This window comes from Streptomyces boluensis (assembly GCF_009908195.1).
GTDB lineage: Bacteria > Actinomycetota > Actinomycetes > Streptomycetales > Streptomycetaceae > Streptomyces > Streptomyces boluensis.
Map to the genome: position 1 here is coordinate 1 of NZ_JAAAHS010000124.1, position 18733 is coordinate 18733.

General features: G+C 72.7%; 16 protein-coding genes and 1 pseudogene. 9 read left to right on the top strand and 8 right to left on the bottom strand.

The window, feature by feature from the left end:
* Positions 1 to 23 precede the first annotated feature (23 nt).
* The 4 genes and pseudogenes from GUY60_RS17440 to GUY60_RS17455 form a co-directional block, all read left to right on the top strand.
* Positions 24 to 1550 (top strand): amino acid permease, encoded by a 1527-nt coding sequence (locus GUY60_RS17440; protein ID WP_187370051.1) that lies wholly within the window; start codon positions 24 to 26, stop codon positions 1548 to 1550.
* 247 nt (positions 1551 to 1797) lie between these two features.
* On the top strand, positions 1798 to 3201 hold the full coding sequence (locus tag GUY60_RS17445) for a 3-hydroxybutyrate oligomer hydrolase family protein (RefSeq protein WP_376771253.1): 1404 nt from the start codon (positions 1798 to 1800) through the stop codon (positions 3199 to 3201).
* Positions 3202 to 3400: 199 nt separating this feature from the next.
* Entirely contained in the window at positions 3401 to 4162 is a 762-nt protein-coding gene (locus tag GUY60_RS17450; protein WP_246235162.1) for an aquaporin, read from the top strand.
* Positions 4163 to 4334: 172 nt separating this feature from the next.
* Positions 4335 to 4526: pseudogene (locus tag GUY60_RS17455) on the top strand (serine/threonine-protein kinase); the annotation flags it as partial.
* A gap of 115 nt (positions 4527 to 4641) precedes the next feature.
* On the opposite strand, the gene GUY60_RS17460 reads toward GUY60_RS17455, so the two are convergent.
* A complete protein-coding gene (locus tag GUY60_RS17460) occupies positions 4642 to 5865 on the bottom strand; it encodes an erythromycin esterase family protein (RefSeq protein WP_161698814.1) in 1224 nt (407 codons plus the stop codon).
* A 69-nt stretch (positions 5866 to 5934) separates the two neighbouring features.
* Between GUY60_RS17460 and GUY60_RS17465 the strand changes: the two genes are divergently transcribed.
* Positions 5935 to 6702 carry a TioE family transcriptional regulator gene (locus tag GUY60_RS17465; protein ID WP_161698816.1) on the top strand — a complete coding sequence of 256 codons (768 nt, stop codon included), beginning with the start codon at positions 5935 to 5937 and terminating at the stop codon, positions 6700 to 6702.
* A 28-nt stretch (positions 6703 to 6730) separates the two neighbouring features.
* Here GUY60_RS17465 and GUY60_RS17470 read toward each other — a convergent pair whose 3' ends face one another.
* The gene (locus tag GUY60_RS17470) at positions 6731 to 7660 is read right to left on the bottom strand and encodes a carbohydrate kinase family protein (protein WP_161698818.1); all 930 of its coding nucleotides are present in this window, start codon (positions 7658 to 7660) and stop codon (positions 6731 to 6733) included.
* An 84-nt stretch (positions 7661 to 7744) separates the two neighbouring features.
* Positions 7745 to 8749 (bottom strand): LacI family DNA-binding transcriptional regulator, encoded by a 1005-nt coding sequence (locus tag GUY60_RS17475; RefSeq protein WP_161698819.1) that lies wholly within the window; start codon positions 8747 to 8749, stop codon positions 7745 to 7747.
* Between the two features lie 317 nt (positions 8750 to 9066).
* Here GUY60_RS17475 and GUY60_RS17480 point away from each other — a divergent pair, with 317 nt between their 5' ends.
* Positions 9067 to 10227: a serine hydrolase domain-containing protein gene (locus tag GUY60_RS17480; protein ID WP_161698821.1), complete on the top strand. Its 1161-nt coding sequence runs from the start codon at positions 9067 to 9069 to the stop codon at positions 10225 to 10227.
* Positions 10228 to 10379: 152 nt separating this feature from the next.
* Here the strand turns inward: GUY60_RS17480 and GUY60_RS17485 are convergent, their stop codons facing one another.
* The 3 genes from GUY60_RS17485 to GUY60_RS17495 all read right to left on the bottom strand — a co-directional run bounded on the left by GUY60_RS17485 (position 10380) and on the right by GUY60_RS17495 (position 13007).
* A complete protein-coding gene (locus tag GUY60_RS17485; RefSeq protein ID WP_161698823.1) occupies positions 10380 to 11672 on the bottom strand; it encodes a cation:proton antiporter in 1293 nt (430 codons plus the stop codon).
* 425 nt (positions 11673 to 12097) lie between these two features.
* On the bottom strand, positions 12098 to 12529 hold the full coding sequence (locus GUY60_RS17490; protein WP_161698825.1) for a DUF7144 family membrane protein: 432 nt from the start codon (positions 12527 to 12529) through the stop codon (positions 12098 to 12100).
* 199 nt (positions 12530 to 12728) lie between these two features.
* A complete protein-coding gene (locus GUY60_RS17495) occupies positions 12729 to 13007 on the bottom strand; it encodes a LapA family protein (RefSeq protein WP_161698827.1) in 279 nt (92 codons plus the stop codon).
* 215 nt (positions 13008 to 13222) lie between these two features.
* Here GUY60_RS17495 and GUY60_RS17500 point away from each other — a divergent pair, with 215 nt between their 5' ends.
* Positions 13223 to 14623 (top strand): DUF2252 domain-containing protein, encoded by a 1401-nt coding sequence (locus GUY60_RS17500; protein ID WP_161698829.1) that lies wholly within the window; start codon positions 13223 to 13225, stop codon positions 14621 to 14623.
* A 36-nt stretch (positions 14624 to 14659) separates the two neighbouring features.
* Here the strand turns inward: GUY60_RS17500 and GUY60_RS17505 are convergent, their stop codons facing one another.
* Entirely contained in the window at positions 14660 to 16525 is a 1866-nt protein-coding gene (locus tag GUY60_RS17505) for an ATP-binding protein (RefSeq protein WP_161698831.1), read from the bottom strand.
* 484 nt (positions 16526 to 17009) lie between these two features.
* On the opposite strand from GUY60_RS17505, the gene GUY60_RS17510 reads away from it, so the two are divergent.
* Together GUY60_RS17510 and GUY60_RS17515 are read left to right on the top strand one after the other, a co-directional pair.
* Positions 17010 to 17417: an ATP-binding protein gene (locus tag GUY60_RS17510; protein ID WP_161698833.1), complete on the top strand. Its 408-nt coding sequence runs from the start codon at positions 17010 to 17012 to the stop codon at positions 17415 to 17417.
* A 97-nt stretch (positions 17418 to 17514) separates the two neighbouring features.
* Positions 17515 to 18195 (top strand): class I SAM-dependent DNA methyltransferase, encoded by a 681-nt coding sequence (locus GUY60_RS17515; protein WP_161698835.1) that lies wholly within the window; start codon positions 17515 to 17517, stop codon positions 18193 to 18195.
* A gap of 53 nt (positions 18196 to 18248) precedes the next feature.
* Here the strand turns inward: GUY60_RS17515 and GUY60_RS38250 are convergent, their stop codons facing one another.
* On the bottom strand, positions 18249 to 18404 hold the full coding sequence (locus GUY60_RS38250) for a hypothetical protein (protein ID WP_187370052.1): 156 nt from the start codon (positions 18402 to 18404) through the stop codon (positions 18249 to 18251).
* Positions 18405 to 18733: the final 329 nt, after the last annotated feature.

Consider the following 18733-nt stretch of genomic DNA (forward strand, 5'->3'; position numbering starts at 1 on the left):
AGTCCCCCACAGGAGGTACGCGCGTGTCCCGCTCCACCTTGTCGAACTCCGCATCGGGGGCCGGCACCCCGGCCCAGGACGAGGAGCAACGACTCAGAGAGCTCGGCTACCAGCCCGTCCTGGCCCGCCGCATGGGCGGCTTCGGCAACTTCGCCATCAGCTTCTCCGTCATCTCCATCCTGTCGGGCTGCATGACGCTCTACGGCTTCGGCCTGGGCACCGGCGGGCCCGCGGTGATGCTGTGGGGCTGGCTGGGCGTCGGCCTGTTCGTGCTCTGTGTCGGGCTCGCGCTCGCCGAGGTGACCAGCGCCTATCCGACCTCGGGCGCGCTGTACTACATGGCGGACCGGCTCGGCGGGCGCCGCTGGGGCTGGTACACGGGCTGGCTGAATCTGCTCGGCCTGCTCGGCGCCATCGCGGGCATCGACTACGGCGCGGCACTCTTCACGGGCGCGATCCTGGACCTGCAGTTCGGCTTCCGGGCGACGCCGGGATCCACGTTCCTGATCTTCCTGTGCATCCTGCTGCTGCACGCGGTGCTCAACCTGTTCGACGTGCGCCTGGTGAGCCTGCTCAACTCGATCAGCGTGTGGTGGCACCTGGCCGGTGTGGCCCTGATCGTCGGCGTGCTCGTCATCGCCCCCGACAGCCACCGCACCCCCAGCGAGGTGTTCGGGCACTTCGTCAACGACACCGGCTGGTCCAACCCGCTGTACGTCGCGGCCATCGGCCTGCTCCTCGCGCAGTACACGTTCTCCGGCTACGACGCGTCCGCGCACCTGTCGGAGGAGACCTCCAACGCCTCGGTGTCGGCGGCGCGCGGCATCGTACGGGCCATCTGGGCGTCCTGGATCGCCGGTTTCGTGCTGCTCGCGGGGCTGACCTTCGCCATCCAGGACTACGCGAAGACGGCCGCCGCCGACGTACCGCCCGCCCAGATCATGATCGACGCCGTCGGCACCGGCGGGGCGACGGCGCTGCTGCTCGTCGTGGTCGTCGCCCAGCTGTTCTGCGGCAACGCGGAGGTGGCCGCCGCCAGCCGGATGGTGTTCGCGTTCAGCCGGGACAAGGCGCTGCCCGGTTCGGCCCTGTGGCGCAAGGTCAGCCCGCGCACCCAGACCCCGGTGCCCGCGGTGTGGCTCTCGGTCGGCCTCGCCGCCGTCATCGCGCTGCCGTCCCTGTACTCGGCGACCGCCTACGGCGCGGTCACGGCGATCAACGTCATCGGCATCACGCCCGCGTACGCCATCCCGATCTTCCTGCGCCTTCGCGCGGGCGACCGGTTCACGCCGGGCCCGTGGAACCTCGGCCGGTGGAGCAAGCCGATCGGCTGGGTCGCTGTGGTCTGGGTGGGCTTCGTGACCGTGCTGTTCTGCCTGCCGCAGACCGCGCCGGTGACGGCCGACTCGATGAACTACGCGTCCATCGCCCTGGCCGTGGTGCTGATCCTCGCCACGGCCTGGTGGTTCGCCGCCCGCCGCTCGTACAGCACGCCGTCTGCGTACGGCTCGGAGCGGGAGCAGGAGGAGATCGCAGAGGGCATCGTCTGACCGCACCCACCGTCCAGCACGGGCGCCGAGCCCCGTGCCCCGTGACCCGAGCCCCGAGCCCCGTGCCGCGTATCGCCTCAACAGCGGTACGTGGCACGGGGCTTCGGCGTGTGGGAGCGGCCCCGTACGCATGGTGCCGGGCCACGGGGAGACGCGGGCGGTCGTGGTGCGTACGCCCATATCGGGGGGCGTGGTCTCCGCCTAGCCTCCAGCCGTCGCTGTCCCGCGCAGACGCCTGGAGGCCCCCGTGTCACCGCCCGTTCCCGCCCTCGTACGCCGCGCCCTGTGCCTCGCCGCCGTCACCTCTCTGGTGCTCCCCACCGCACCCGCGGCGGCGAGCGGGCCGGGCCACTGCGGTCGGCTCCCCGCCCTGGACGTGCCGGGCGCCGAGCGTCAACAGGCCGTCTGCCTCGACGAGTTGACGACCGCGGGCACGGTGGCGTCCGGGCACACCGACCCGGCCGACTGGGCCGGCCTCACCCCGGAGGCGCTGCCCACGCCGCGCGGCGTGCCGGGCGTCCAGGTCGACGGCCACTTCCCGGACTCCTCGACCGGCAACACCAACCACGGCCTGCACCACGACTCGCAGTTCGTGCTGCGGCTGCCGGACCGCTGGAACGGCGGCCTGGTCGTCGCGGGCACGCCCGGCAACCGCGAGCAGTACGCCAACGACCGGGCCATCGCCGACTGGGTCCTGGCGCGCGGCTACGCCTTCGCGAGCACCGACAAGGGCAACACGGGCGCCGCCTTCCACCGCGACGGCCGCCGCCCCGGCGACGCGGTGGCCGAGTGGAACACCCGCCTCACCCAACTCACCCGCGCCGCCCGCACGGTGGTCGCCCAGCGCTACGACCGGCCGCCCGCGCGCACCCTGGTGACGGGCATGTCCAACGGCGGCTATCTGGTGCGCTGGCAGCTGGAGAACCACCCCGAGCTGTACGACGGCGGTGTGGACTGGGAGGGCACGCTGTGGCGGGAGCGGGGGCCGAACCTGTTCACGTTCCTGCCCGCCGCCCTGCGCCACTACCCGGCCGTCGCGGCGGGCGGCCCGGACGCGGCAACGGCCCGCGCCGCGCTGTACGCCGCGGGGTTCCCGAAGGGCTCGGAGTTCCTGTGGCCGTACCACCACCGCATCTACTGGGACCTCACGCAGCGCGTCTACCGCGAGGAGTTCGACCCGGACTTCGACGGCGCCACGGAGGCCGGTACGCCGTACTGCGCCTCCGGCACGCCGGACTGCGACGCCGACTACGACTACGCGGCGCGGCCGGACGAGGTGCGCCGGGCCGTCGGCCGGGTCGCCCTGACCGGACGGCTCGGCAAACCGCTGCTCACCGTGCACGGCACCCTCGACGTGCTGCTGCCGATCAGCCGGAGCGCCGACGCGTACGCGCGCCTGGTGCGCTCGGCGGGCCGCGGCGCCCTGCACCGTACGTACCGGATCGAGGACGGCACCCACACCGACGCCCTCGTGGACAGCCACCCCGACCGGCTGCGGCCCCTGGTCCCCTGCCACCGCTCGGCGTTCACCGCCCTGGAGCGGTGGCTCGGCGCGGGTGTGCGGCCGCCGGAGAGCGGGACGGTACGGCGGCCCGCGGGCAGCGACGCGACGGAGCTGCTCACCCGGTGCCCGCTCGACGGCCGCCCCTGAGCGGACGCCGCCGATCCGCGAGGCCACCGGGGGGCACCGGGCGGGGCCACGAGGGGGCCGAACCTCCGGGCCCGCGAAGCAACTTCTCCCGACCCGCTAGCGCAATTCCGAACTGCGGAATATATTTTCCGCTATATCGCGCAGCAGGTGACCATCCCGTGCACCGACGGCATTCCGCGCACCCTTGGAAGGAGAGGCCTTGCACAGCCCTGCCCCGCTGCCCCGCGGCGCCGCACCGCTGGCCCGCAGAGCGGCCGCCGAGCTCATCGGCACCGCGTCCCTCGTCGCCATCGTCGTCGGCTCCGGCATCCAGGCCGCCGCGCTCAGCGCCGACATCGGCGTGCAACTCCTCGCCAACTCCCTCGCCTCCGCCATCGGACTCGGCCTGCTCATCGTCCTGTTCGGACCGCTCTCCGGCGGCTACCTCAACCCGGTGGTCACGCTCGCCGCGTGGTGGGCGGGCCGGCACGACGGTTCCGGGCCGAGCGCCGGGGACGCGGCCGCCTACGTCACCGCCCAGGCCGCGGGCGCGGTCGGCGGGGCGCTGCTCGCCGAGGCGATGTTCGGCCGGGCCACCATCGCCTGGTCCACGCAGGCGCGCATCGGTGACCGGCTGCTGCTCGGTGAGGTCGTCGCCACCGCGGGTCTGGTGCTGCTGATCTACGGGCTGACCCGCATCGGCCGCCCCCAACTCACCCCGGTCGCGGTGGCGGCGTACATCGGGGCGGCCATCTGGTTCACCTCGTCGGGCTCCTTCGCCAACCCGGCCGCGACCGTCGGCCGCGCGTTCACGGACTCCTTCACCGGGATCTCCCCGGCCTCGCTGCCCGGCTTCGTCGGCGCCCAGCTCGCCGGCGGCCTCCTCGGCATCGGCCTGGCCACGCTGCTGTTCGGCTCGCCCCCGCACCGCACCACGCTGCCGGACGAACGCGGCGCCCAGGGCGTGCAGGGGGCCCACTGAGACGTGCAGAGCGCCCACTGAGGGGTCCGCCAGGACCGGCGGGAACCGGCCGATATTCTGCTCGCCCTGACGCCGCCCGACCAGCGGTGGCACACGGAGGGGTTGGGGGACAGCCGTGAACCGGGTGATCGACGACCGCTTCGAGCTGGTCGAACGGCTCGGCGGCGGTGGCATGGGCCTGGTCTGGCGCGCCCGCGACCTGGCCCTCGACCGCGAGGTCGCCCTCAAGGAGGTGCGCCCGCCGGACCCCGCCCTCGCCGAGGCCGACCCCGAGGGCGACCGCACCCGGCGCGCACGCGTGCTGCGCGAGGCCTGCGCCCTCGCCCGCGTCACCCACCCGAACGTGGTCACCGTCCACCACATCACCCGAACCCGTCCTGAGCTTCTACCTCTCGGACGACTACGGCACCGGCTACCTGAGCACCGATTTCCACGGCACGGTGGTCAAGGTCGATCCGAGCGAGGCGGACTGAACCGGCTCAGCCGCGTACGACGTCCTTGACGAACACGAGGCCGTCGCTCGCCGCCAAGTGGGCCGGGTCGAGCGGCGCGTAGCCGAACCACGGGGAGACGCGGGACGCGGGCAACGGTTCACCGAGCCCCGCGGCGAGAAGCCGGGCGTCGACGAGGGAACGGTCCTCCGGCAGCGCGTACAGGAGCCCTTCGACGGTGTCCGGCGGCGGAATGTCCACACCCTGGTCGTGCCGGACGGTGCCGAGCGCCATGGGCACGAAGGCGTACTCCGCACCCAGCTCCGCGCTGACCAGCGCCCCGGCGCTCCACCACTCCAGGAGCGGGTGGTCCCACATCCGCATCGTGCTCCTCTCCCGCTGGAGATGGGAGTTGTGGGCGTACACGAAGGCGGGGCCGCGCGCGGCGAGGGCGAGCAGGTTCCGCGCCATCATGTGGTCCCGTACGCCGAGCAGCCGGGTCATACGGGTCGTTGAGCTGTCGGCCATCGCGTGGTGGTAGCGGAGCAGACCGGTCGCGGTACGCGCGTGCAGCCGCGCGCGCTCCCACTCCTCCCGCGAGGCCGCCGCGATCAGGCCCGGGGTCTGCGCGTCGAGCAGGGCCGTCAACTCGTCGGCGAGCAGCCGCAGTTCGCGCGCCTCGGCGGACCGGCCCACCGACCGGGAGGGGTCCCGCATCGCGGCCGGCTCGGTCCACCGCTCGTCGGCGCCGAGCAGCCGGTCGAGCGTCGCCGCGGTGCAGGGGAGCAGGCCGGCGTCCCCGTGGGTGGCGAGGTGGTGGTGGAGTGCGGTGAGGGACTGCCGGGGGCTCTCGGCGTGGCTGATCTCCAGCGGGCCGTCGAACCCGGCGAAGCGGACCCGCTCGGAGTCGGGCCTGCCCTCGTCGTCGCAGCGGATGTTGTGGGCGCGCATCCAGCGCACCAGCTCGCGGTTGGCCGCGAGGTCGCCCCAGTCGTGGCTGAAGCCCCGCTCCACGACCTCGTCGAGCGTGCCCGTGCCGGAGGTGACGTAGTCGTCCACCGCCAGGCCCCGCACACAGTCACTCTCGACCGCGATCGTCCGGTAGCCCGCCTCCTCGACCAGCTGCCGGAACAGCTCGTTGCGCAGTTCGAGCAGCGCGTCCTCGCGGTGCGTGGGCTCCCCCAGGGCGAGCAGCCGGGGCCGGTCCGGCAGCAGGCTCAACAGGGCGGCGGCGTCCAGGGCTTGAGCGGCGTCTTTGATGTCGGTTGCCATGCCTTCAACGCTATCGCTGAACCTTCGGTGGAGACTTTCGCGGAGAAGGCGCCCGTTAATGTGGGCCTCATGGGGAGAAACCTTCAAAGGGCCGGTAGCACGGGTAGCACCGAGAACCTTGACCGCTCCGAGCGACTCCGACCGGTCGACCTGGCCCGTGCGCACGGCCTGTCCACGCAGGCGGTCCGGAACTACGAGGAGGCCGGCATCCTCCCGCCCGCCACTCGCACCCCGCACGGCTACCGCACGTACACCCCGCTGCACGCGGTCGCGCTGCGCACGTTCCTCGCCCTGCTGCCGGGCCACGGCCACCGGACGGCGACGGCGGTCATGCGAGCCGTGAACGAGCGCGCGGACGAGGAGGCGTTCCGCCTCGTCGACGAGAGCCACGCCCAACTCCTCGACGACCGGCGGACGTTGCGAGCGGTGGAGGACGCCCTGCGCGACCTGGACCCCGACGCCGCGTCCGCTCCGGCCACGGCCTCCGGGGGCGGCGACATGTTCATCGGGCCGCTCGCCCGCCACCTCGGCATCCGGCCCGCGACGCTGCGCAAGTGGGAGCAGGCAGGACTGGTGCGCCCGCGCCGCGACCCGCGGACCGGGTACCGGGTCTACGACGAGGCCGACGTACGCGATGTCCGCCTCGCCCATCAACTCCGGCGCGGCGGCTACCTGTTGGAGCAGATCACCCCGCTGATCGCCCAGGTACGCGCGGCCGGCGGCCTGCACCCCTTGGAGGCCGCGCTGCGCGACTGGCACGGCCGCCTCTCCGCCCGTGGACGTGCACTGCTCAGCGGGGCGGCCGAGCTGGACGCGTACCTCCGCGCACTCGGCTGAGCAGCGGGTTGAGCAGCAGGTTGAGCAGCTATCCGAGCTCGGCCCGGTACGGCGGCTCCGCCCCGGCGCGCGAGCAGGTGACCGCCGCCGCGCGCGCCGCGTACCGCAGCACGTCGCGCCACTGGTCCGCGTCCAGCGGGGTGCGGGCCGGGGTGAGCGCGCCGTGGCTGTCGAGGCGGTGCAGGAGCGCGGCGTTGACCGTGTCGCCCGCGCCGATGGTGTCCACGACGTCCACCCGCTCGCCGGGTACCGAGATCCGGTCGCCCTCGCGGGTCAGCGCGGTGAGCCCGTCGCCGCCGCGTGTGAGGACCACGGCGGCCGGGCCGAGCGCGAGCCACTCCTCGGCCGCGCCGAGCAGGTCGTCGCTCCCGGCCAGCCAGACCGCGTCCTCCTCGGAGAGCTTAAGCAGCGACACGTACGGGAGCCAGGCGCGGAACCGGGCACGGTACGCGTCCGGGTCGGCGATCAGACCGGCCCTGATGTTCGGGTCGAGCGCCGTGAACGTGCCGCGCCCCGACTCGCGGCGCAGCAACTCCTCGTAGGCGCTCGCCCCCGGTTCGAGGACGAGGGAACACGTACCGAAGGAGATCGCGCGAGTCGACTCGGGCAGCGCGTCCGGCACCTCGAAGAGGCGGTCGGCGGCGCCCTCGACATGGAAGCTGTACGAGGCCGAGCCGTCGGCCGCGATATGCGCGACGGCGAGGGTGGTCGGCTCGTCGCCGCGCTGCACGAGCGAGGTGTCGATGCCGTCGGCGGTGAGTCCGCCGAGCAGCGCCGTACCGAAGTGGTCGGTGGAGAGCCGCGAGCAGAAGGCCGTCGGGGAGCCGAGGCGGCCGAGCGCGACGGCCGTGTTGTACGGGCCGCCGCCGCGCTTCGGGAGCAGCGCGGGCAGCTCGTCCTCGGCGGCGGGCCCCGCGGGCACGAGGTCGATGAGGGCTTCGCCGGCGACGACGATCATGGGTCTTGCCTTTCTAGGGGCGGATTTCGGGTCGGGTCCAGGGCGGACCGTGTCGTGTGCGGACCGTGTCATGTGCGGGCCGCGTCAGGCGGGCGGCGGGCAGCCGCAGGAGTCGCGGTGCACGAACGTGCAGGGCAGCCGGACCGTGCGCGGCGCCCGGTCCGGCTCGGCCAGGCGGTCGACGAGCAGGCGCAGCGCGGTGGCGCCGATGTCACGGCTGGGCTGTTCGGCGACGGTGAGCCGGGGCTCGAACAGGTCCGCCCAGGCGAAGCCGTCGAACCCGGCGAGCGCCATGTCGTCCGGCACCCGGAGCCCGGCCGAGCGCAGGGCCCGCAGGGCGCCCATGGTCATGGCGTTGTTGGCGGTGACGAGGGCGGTGGGCGGCGCGTCGAGCGCGAGCAGTCCGGCGGTGGCCCGTTCCGCGCCCTCGGCCCGCGAGTCGCCGCCGACGACGAGCGCCGGTTCGTACGGCAGCCCGGCGCGTTCGAGGCCGGTACGGAAACCGGCGACGCGTTCCGTGGTGGTGGACAGGCCGTGCGCGCCCGCGACGAGGGCGATCCGGGTGTGCCCCGCCGCGGCGAGGTGGGTGACGAGGTCCGCGACCGGCTCCTCGTTCTCCGCGCACACCTGGTCGTAGGGGCCGTCGACGAGCCGGTCGAGGAAGACCGTGGGGATCCCCGCGCGCCGCACCTGGTCGAGCAGGGCCTCGGGGTGCGCGGAGGGGGCGACGACGAGTCCGTCGACGCGGCGCTCGTGCAGGAGCCGCACCGCGCGCAGTTCGTGCTCCGGGTCGTCGTGCGGGTCGGCGATGAGCAGGCTGTAGCCGTGCTCCAGGGCGCTGGACTCGACGCCCTGGAGGATGTCGGTGAAGTAGGGGTTGCTGGTCGCGGACACCGCGAGCCCTATCGACTGGGTGCGCGCGGTCACCAGGGAACGGGCCAACGTGTTGTGCGTGTACCCGAGTTCGTCGATGGCGGCACGCACCGCGTCCCGCGTGGCCGGGCGCACCGGCCTGGTCCCGTTCAGCACGTGCGAGACGGTCGCCACGGACACACCCGCGCGCCGCGCCACATCCACCATGGTCGCCACGGCTCCCGCCCCTCTCTCGCCGTTTTCCGCGCCGAACCTACCTCAGGAAATCCAAGACGTAAACGTTTACGCAATCGCTTACGTCTCCGCCCCGGCGAGGCCTCCCGCGAGGGCCCGGCGCCCGGGACCCACCCGACGCACCCGCGTCGCCCGAGGATCCGCTCCCGGCGCGGCGATGAGTTCGCGGTGCGGCGGGAGTCTGTGATGGCGTGGAGGCGGACGAGGCGCGGCGGTGAACGGCCGCCGCGTGTCCGCCGGTTCCACGCCCACGCCGCGGCGACGGTGCCGTGGCCCGTACCGCGAGGGAGCGAGAAGTGATGACCGGTCGACAGGACCTACAGGGGCTGGTCGCGGCGCGGGTCGCCGAGGGTGCCGTGCCCGGAGCGGTCGCCCTGATCGCCCGCGACGGCCGGGCGGAGGTGGCCGTGGCGGGCTCGGCCGACCTGGCGGGGCGCAGGCCGATGGCGCGGGACTCGATCTTCCGGATCGCCTCGCTCACCAAGCCGGTGGTGGCCGCGGCGGTCCTCACGCTGGTCGCGGACGGCACCGTGGCCTTGGACGCCCCGGTCGACAAGTGGCTGCCGGAGCTGGCCGAGCCGATGGTCGTGCGTACGCCGCAGTCCGCGCTCGACGACGTGGTGCCGGCCCACCGCGGGATCACGGTGCACGACCTGCTGACCTCCCGCGCGGGGTACGGATTCGGGCCGGACTTCACGCTGCCCGCGGTGGGCGCCCTGGTCGGTGAGTTGCGGCAGGGACCGCCGCAGCCGCAGCTCGTGCCCGCGCCGGACGCGTGGACGGCGGCGCTTGCCCGGATCCCGCTGCTTCACCAGCCCGGTGAGGCCTGGCTGTACAACACCTGCTCGGACCTCCAGGGCGTCCTGGTCGCCCGCGCCTCGGGCCGTACGCTGCCCGAGTTCCTCGCGGAGCGGCTGTTCGGGCCGCTCGGCATGGCCGACACCGCGTTCCACGTACCGGCCGCGAAAAGGGACCGGTTCACGGACCTCTTCCGGCCCGGCCCCGGAGGCGACCTCGAGCTTGTCGACGGTCCGGACGGGCAGTGGTCCGCGCCGCCCGCGTTCCCGTCCGGCGCGGGTGGCCTCGTGTCGACCGTCGACGACTGCGCGGCCTTCGCCCGCATGCTGCTCGGCGCGGGTGTCTTCGAGGGCCACCGGCTGCTCCCCGCCGATCTGGTCCGCCTGATGACCACCGACCACCTCACGGCTCTGCAGCGCGCGGCGGCGACCCCGTTCCTCGACGGCCAGGGATGGGGCTTCGGCGGCTCGGTCGACGTGGCGCCGGTCAACTCCTGGAACGCGCCCGGCCGTTACGGCTGGGTGGGCGGCACCGGCACGGCGGCCCACATCACCCCGTCCACCGGCACGGTCACGGTCCTCCTCACCCAGCGCGAGCTGACCGGAGCGACCGAATTCCCCACCCTCACCCGGGAGTTCTGGAAGTACGCGTCGGGCGCGTGACCCGACGGACGAGGCGGCGCGCAACGTGAGAGACGCGGACCCCGCCCGCTCCCCCGGCCGGCCCGAGGCGTCAGCGTGCGGCCGACCGGGCCGCCCACCGTTGCGTCGTACTGATGCCGCGCCCGATGAATCCTCCGTACCTCGTCCGTGCCCTACCGCGTGGCCGAGGAGCTGCCGACTTCCTCGTCGGGCTTCCCCTCGCGCAGATCCGGGCGCCGGGCAGCGGCCTTCTTGTGCCAATCGCCGTACTTCGTCGCGAGAACGACGGCAGACATGCCGTGCAGCAGGATGCTCAGCGCGACGGTGACCGCGATCACCTGGCCGAGGAGCTGGACTCCGGGGACGTGTTCCTCCACCACGAGAAGCCCGAAGACGATGGAGGCGAGTCCGCGCGGCCCGAACCACCCGATGTAGCCGACCGTGGGAAGGGCCAGGCGGCTCCCGGCCAGGGAGAGGGCGACGGGCAGCATCCGGACCACGGTGAGGCTCAGCACGGCGTACAGGATGACCCGCCAGTCCAGGTGCTCCAGCGCCGGACCGAGCAGGACGGCACCGAAGACCAGGAAGCTCACGCACGCGAGCAGTTCCGCCAGGCGCTCCGAAAGGCCGGCCGTGTCCTCGTCGACGGGTGGCGCGTCCGCTGTCTCGCCCCGCCGCAGGGCGCCGCCGAAGGCGAAGCCGGCCACCCAGGCCGCGATGAACCCGCTCCCGTCGACGACGACCGCCAGCGTGTACGAGCCCGCTGCCACGGCCAGGACGAACACCTGCCCCCAGTCACGGCTGACCCAGCCCCTTCCACGAGACCAGCGCAACAACCACCCGCCGATCCCGCCGACGGCCAGACCCAGCGCGGCGCTGAGCACGAGCGCGCGCCAGAAGACCCCGGCGACTCCCTCCTCCGAGGCCATGGTTCCGGGCAGAGCCGCGAGGAAGAGCACGAAGAAGGGCAGCGCCATCCCGTCGTTGAGGCCGCTCTCGACATTGAGGCCGCCGCGTACGAGCGAGGGGACACGCGGGTTGGAGACGGCGGTCTTGCCCAGAGCGGCGTCGGTCGGGGCCAGGATCGTCCCGACCAGCGCCAGCTCCCACAGGGTCAGTCCCGGCAGCAGGGGCCAGGCCAGGAGCCAACCGGCCCCGATGGTGAGCGGCAGCCCGATACCCAGCAGCCGCCCGGGAAGGAACCCGCCGAGGCGCAGATCACGTCCGCGTACGGACATGGCGTCGGTCATCAGGACGAGCGTCAGGGCGGCTTCGACCAAGGTGAGCACCGGCCCCACCTCGTGCCCCCGATCGAGAAGCCCGAGCCCGATCGGGCCGATGGCCAGCCCGAAGCCGGTGAACACCATCGGTGCCGACACGACGGTCGTGGCCAGCCTCCGGGAGAACAGCGCGTACCCCGCCGTGACGGCGGCCACGGCCGCCCCGATCCACGCACTGTCACTCACTGCGCCCTCCCCTGTCTGTCGTCGCGGGCACAGCGGAACCCCTGATCGCCCGTGCCGTCGGGGGCGCAGACATTGCCGCACATGTGGTGCAGGCCCTACCCGTTCGGGGTGTACGTGCTGACGGGTGTCATGCCGTACCAGTCGTCCGCGCGGGGGTGGTGGTCAGGAGAGACGCCGGGCCACACGTTCGTCCGGTGCTCACCGCCGGGATTGAACGGTTCGATCAGTCATCATCGGACCCTTCCATGCCGGTGTACGACACCGACACGACAGGCCACGACGGACGGCCCCTTCTTGGGGGTGCTGCAACGTCTTGCGCACGGGCTCACGGCCCGCAGCTTCGGAGCGCTCCACGGGTCCTCCCCCCGGAGAACCCGCCCCGCTCGACGGAGTGATGGCCGCAGGACCCCCGAGCATTCCTTGCGTCAGCGCTCCGGACTGGGAGCGGTGCACAGTGCCCAGATCACGAAGGCGTTGATCGCGATCAGGACGATGGCCCAGAACGGCGCGTAGGGGAGCCAGAGGAAGTTCGCGAGCATGGCCAGGCCGGCCAGCCCCACTCCGACGACCCTCGCCCAGGTGGCTCCCTGGAACAGGGCGGCACCGGCGAGAGTGATGACCACGCCCATGACCAGATGGACCCAGCCCCATCCGGTGAGATCGAACTCGAACACGTAGTTGCGGGTGGCGGCGAACACCTCGTCGTTGGCGATGGCGGCGATGCCCGCGAAGAGCGTCATCAGGCCACCGAAAATCATCATGACGCCCGCGAAGACCACCCAGCCGCTGCCGATTCCGGTTCTTTCCGAACTCCGCACCGCCGCACCTGGGTGGGTTCCGCTCACATGACTGGCCATGATCGGCTCCTTTGTGTCGGTCTCGGCCCGGACGATCGCGCATTCACGTTCGGCCGGTCGGGCTACTTCCAATCTCTTCCTGTCGGGTGCGCCGCGCACCTCGGGCGCCTGACCGGTAGCTCTCGATGGGTAGCTCGCAGGCCATCTGTGCAGGCCAGGGCCATGTCGACGTGGTGCGGGGAGGCAGGAGCCGCAGGAATCACACACCCGGTCGTTTGGCATGTCGGTCCCGGCGCCGACGCGCGGCGAAGGCGCAGGCGAGCATGCCGAGGCCCCAGGCGATGAGAAGGGCGCCCCAGAGCGGCATGGTCACCTGTGGGACGAGAAGGCGAATCTCGGTACTCGCGGTGTTCTCGAAGATGAAGACCAGAGCGACCGCAGTGATCAGAACGAACGGTGTGAGGCGGCGGACAGCGGGGCGGGAAAGGAATGGCGTGTGGGGCTTTTGGTCTTTGTGGTGTGTGTTGGTTCGAGTCATGAGATGTCTCTCCATCACGTTTCCCCCTTCCTCCAGCGTCCTCTTCCCGTACGCGGCTTGCGACCGAAGGAGGCGCCGCTTCGCGAGCGTCCAGTGACGCCTATGGCCGAGATGCCTGCTCGTGGGCAGTGTGGAACGGTGGGAGAGGGTCGGGGAACCAGGTCCGGGACAGGGGCAACTGCTCCACAGGGCCGCTCCGTCCAGGAGGTGGCGTCATGGCTGACCAGGTCAGCGGGAGGCTTCCGGAGGAACGAGCGGCGCGGGGCCGGGCCGCTCGGGCGGACGCGCCGCGCTCCGCCCACGCGGAGTACCAGCCCGCGGCGAAGCGGCCGGACCCGGTGGAGACCATCGAGGCGCAGTCGGCCGCCCGGCTGCGCGAACTCGTGCCCATCCGGTACGGACGGATGCTGGAGTCCCCGTTCCGCTTCTACCGCGGTGCCGCCGCCATCATGGCCGGCGACCTGGCCGACACTCCCCGCTCGGGAATCACCACGCAGCTGTGCGGGGACGCGCATCTGCTGAACTTCCGGCTGCTCGGCTCGCCCGAGCGGCATCTGGTGTTCGACATCAACGACTTCGACGAGACCCTGCCCGGCCCCTGGGAGTGGGACGTCAAGAGGCTGGCCGCCAGCCTGGCCATAGCCGGACGCGAGAACGGCTACACAGATGCCGAACGGGCCTCCGTCGTACGGACCACCGTGCGGTCCTACCGCGAGCGGATGCGCCACTTCGCCGGCCTGGGCAACCTCGCGGTCTGGTACACCCAGGCCGACATGGAGGTGCTGCAGGCGCTGGCGGACCGGAAGTTGGGAGCGCGGGGCCGCGAGCGTACCCGGCGGGCCATGTCCAAGGCCCGCGGCCGCGACAGCCTCCGGGCATTTGAAAAGCTCACGCAGGTGGCCGACGGCCGGCGAAGGATCACCTCCGACCCGCCCCTGATCGTGCCGTTGCAGGACCTGCTGCCGGGCACCGAGCGCGATGCGCTGGAGGAACAGCTGCGCGAACTGATCGAGCGGTACAGCCTCAGCCTGCAGTCCGACCGCCGCCATCTGCTGCGGCAGTACCGGGTCGTCGACATGGCCCGCAAGGTTGTCGGGGTCGGCAGCGTCGGCACCCGCTGCTGGGTCGTCCTGCTGCTCGGCAGGGACGACGAGGATCCGCTGCTGCTCCAGGCCAAGGAAGCGGATCTGTCGGTGCTGGCCCCGTACGCCGGGACGAGCGCCTTCGACAACCAGGGCGAACGGGTCGTCGCCGGGCAGCGCCTCATGCAGGCCGCCAGCGACATCTTCCTCGGCTGGGAACGCGTCATCGGCATCGACGGACGCCAACGCGACTTCTACATCCGCCAGTTGCGGGACTGGAAGGGCATCGCCGAACCCCAGCTCATGGTCCCCACGGACATGCGCGCCTTCGGTGAACTCTGCGGTGCCACCCTCGCCCGTGCTCACGCCCGTTCCGGGGACCGCATCGCCATCGCCGCCTACCTCGGCAGGGGCGATGCCTTCGACCGCGCGCTCACCGTCTTCGCCGAACGCTACGCCGACCAGAACGAACGCGATCATGAGGCCCTCACCGACGCCGTACGCACCGGCCGAGTCAGCGCCGAAGCCGCGTAACCCCTGCAGGGGCCGGACTGTCGCGGCGCCGGAACGTCACCACGCCGCCGCGACCTCGCACGCGAGACCCGGCGGGCGCATCGGGCGGCCGCTGGGGCCGTGTTCGATGTCGTTGAGGAGATGCTCGATGGCGAACACCGCCGCCGGGCAGCCGAGCGACACGGCGTGCGCCAGGGCCCGTTGGGCTCGCCGCCAGGCACGGCTGCGGCGCCCCTTGAGGTGGTCGACGAGGGCCAGCGCGTACTGGCCGAGGCAGCGGATCAACAGGTCGCGCTGCGCGGACGGTTCGCGCAGCGCGCCGCGGACGGCGCGCAGGGCCTCGGGCAGGTCGCCGCGCAGGGCGTGTGTGACGCCGAGCAGCATTCGGCTCAGAGCGGCGGGCGGGCCGTGTGCCGGATCGGCGGGCACGAGTTGCGCGGCGTCCCTCAACAGGCCTACGGCGCGCTCCAGTTGGCCATGGCTGAGCGCCATCGTGCCCTGGACGTGGGCGACATGGCCCGCGGTGGTGGCGTCGCCGACCAGGACCGCCGCCGACCAGGCCCGGCACAGCAGGTCGGGGGCGTCGTCCGCGCCGGTGCTCGCGGCCAGCCAGCCCGCGAGGCACAGCGCGCGCCCGTACAGCGGCCCGGTCGGGTCGGCCAGCGGAAGGAGCCGTTCGACGACCTCACGACCGTGGGCGGCGTGCCCGCACACCGCCCACCAGAACCACAGGTCGAGAGCCATGCCGAGGGCGAGGTCGGCCTGGATCTCGTCGCGTGGCGGCCGTTCCAGGGCCGCCCGCAGGTTGTCCGACTCGTCGCGTATGAGGAGCGAGGCGCGGGTGTGCTGTCCGGACCGCCACAGGTCGTGCGCGCTGGTCGCGACGCGGCTGTACCAGAGCAGGTGCCGGTCGGCGGCCTCGTCGGTCTCGCCCGCGGCGTGCAGCCGTTCGGCGCCGAAGTCACGGGCGACGGCGGCCATCCGGTAGCGCGGCGGCAGTACCCCGCCCGCTTCCCGTACGGGTTCGAGCACCGAGGCGGCGGCGAGCCGGGCGAGGCAGGCCGGGACGTCCTGCGGGGCGACCCCGCCGCCCTGGCAGAGGAATACGGCGGCGTCCAGGGAGAAGTCCCCGGCGACCGTGGCGAGCCGGGCCCAGACGACCCGGACCGAGCGGTCGCACAGCGCGTACTGCGCCGCCATCGCCGCCCGCAACGACCGCTGCCGGCGCACCGCTCTCCCCTCGTCGCGCAGCCAGCACTGGCCCGCGTCGAGGAGCGTGGCGAGGCGCGGCAGCGGGAAGCGCGGCACCTGCGCGGCCGCGAGGACGAGCGCGAGGGGCAGCCCTTCGAGCCGCGTACAGATCTCGCGTACGAGCGCGCGGCCCGCGGCGTCGACGGTGTAGCCGCGCCGCACCGCGCGGGCCTGCCGCAGGAACAGCTCCACGGCCGGCCCGTCGGCGCCGTCCGGCCAGGTCACCGGCAGCGCGCCGAGCCGTGCGACCTGCTCCTCGCCGAGCCCGAGCGGCTGCCGCCCGGTGACGAGGACGCGTACGCCCGGCGCGTCCTGTAGCAGGGTCTGCACCAGCTGGATGCACTCGCCGTGCACCGGGTCGATGTCGTCGAGGACGAGCAGCAGGCGCCGGGTACGGAGCCGGTCCACCACTTCTCGTACGCCCGCGGGGCCGCCGCCGAGCGCACGGGCCACCGCGTGCGCGGCGCCGCGCGCCCCCTCCTCCCAGCAGGACACCCACAGCACCCGGTCGGGCGCCGCCCCGGCGGGCAGGGCGCGGCGCGCTCCGGCGGCGACCGCCTCCGCGACCCTGCTCTTGCCCCGGCCCGCGGCGCCGACGACGCTCACCAGGCGGCCGCGGGCGAGCAGTTCGCGGATCCGGTCCACCTCGGCTTCCCGGCCGACCAGTGCCACGGGGGCCCGCGCCCGTCCTTCGCCACGGCGCCGCCCGGCCCCACGCTGGTGCTTGTGCACAGCTCCGACTCCCCCGATCACTCCCGCACACAGCCGCCGCACCCATGGGGCCGGCCCGAACCACCATCCCGTGCAGAATCGTCACTGCAACGGAAACGGCGAAAGCTCCAACTCCGTCGCGCCCCATGCGGTATCGACCGTTCCGCAGTTACCACGCACCACAGCGACGCCCAGGCACTGTGTGCGAATACGTACGCGCGCGGGCGCGGGTAAGCGCAGGTACGTGCGGAATCCGCGGCCACGCGCGCGTGGTGCGGGTCGGTAGTGGCGTACCCCACGCGGATCCATGTCACCGGTGTACGCATGCGGAGTCGCTCGGCGGGTATCCGCGTTCCAGGTGAGAAGCCCGCACCGGTCGGCGCAGCCGGCCAGGCGGGCACACCACTGAGTTCCACCACAGCACCACAGGAGAGGGCCGCGAACGATGGCTACCGGCTGCAGCACCTACGCGGGTGCGGCCTTCGAGGGGCGCACGGACAGCGCCGCGCACGCCAGGCACCTGGTGTCGGAGTTCATCGCCCGGATCCGCGCGAGCGCCGCGTTCACCGTGCCGGCCGAGGCGCTGGGCGCCGCGCTGCTCGTGGTCACCGAACTGGTCACCAATGTGGTGAAGCACGCCGCCGGGCCCTGCGTCCTCGAACTCGAACTCACCGGTGACGCCCTGGACATCAGCGTGTGGGACACGGAACCGGCGCTGCCGGTCATGGCCGCGCCCGACGCCCTGCGACCGTCACGGCACGGCCTGGAGATCGTGCACGCGCTCTGCCGCGACCTGACCCTGGAACAGCGGGCGGGCGGCAAGCGCATCATCGCGAGCGTGCCGCTCAGCTGAACTGCGGGGCGGCGAGCGCCTGTTGGCGTCCGGTTGTCCACAGCTCGGGGCCTTTCGCCGGACGCATTGTCAGACCCGCCGACTAAGGTCCAAGAGCGTGACCGAAGCTGACTTCCTGACCACGACGCGGGTCTTCTACGACGCGCTCTCCGCCGATTACGCCACCCGTTTCGGCGACGCGCTCGCCGCGAATCCGCAGGACCGTGCCGTCCTTGCCCTCTTCGCCGAGCTGGTGCGGGACGCGGGCGGCGGCCCGGTGGCCGATGTGGGGTGCGGCCCCGGACGGCTGACCGGGCACCTGGCCGGACTCGGCCTCGACGTGTCGGGGATCGACCTGTCGCCGCGCATGGTCGCGCTGGCCCGCGAGCGGCATCCGGGGCTGCGCTTCGCCGAGGGGTCGATGTTCGACCTGGACCTGGCGGACGGCGCGCTGGGCGGGCTCGCCGCCTGGTACTCGATCATCCACATGCCCGAGGAGCGGCTCCCGGACGCGTTCGCCGAGTTCCACCGGGTGCTCGCGCCGGGCGGGCAGTTGGTGCTCGCGTTCCAGGCGGGAAGGGAAGCGCTCCATGTGGACCAGCCGTGGGGCCACTCCGTCTCCCTGCACTTCGAGCGCCGCGACCCGGACGGGATCACGGCGCTGCTGCGCCGGGCCGGGTTCGAACCGCGCACGCGGATGGTGCGCGAGCCCGAAGAAGGAGAGGGGGTTCCGCAGGCCTATCTCCTGGCCCGCAAACCGGATGGGACGGAGCGCGGACCGGACAGTTCCAGTCGCTGACCGGACGATTCCAGCCCACGGAACGCCACCGGGGATGAACCCCGGAGCGGGACCTAGGCGGCGCTCACCGAAAGGGTGCTGAAGTCGAGGAGGCGGTCGGCCTCACGCAGCGTCTCCTCGGCGGCTTGGCGCGCCGCGGCCGCAACGTCTCCCCTCTCTTCCACCAGGTCGGCGTAGATCGGAGCTTCGGCACTGTCAGCGGGGCTCACCGTGAAGTCTCTTTTCCTCAGGTACGTGTTTTCGCGCCGTCTGGCGACAGCGACGGTTGAGTCTACGAGCACATTTCACGTGGCCACAGGGGGGTCGGGCAAACTCCTTGTCACCGTACTGTCACGGGGCGAGGCCGGATTTCGGCCCCACCCCTGGCTACGGCACGCTTTTTCACCTGATCCATGGCTGAAATGTGTCGTACGTCATGACAGTCGGCGTCCACACTTCGGAACGCCGGGCCCGCTCTGCGTCGCACGCCACACTCGGCACAGCTCGTGCCATGTGTCACACAACGGACGACTCGACCCCGGCCCCGAGCCCTCTGATC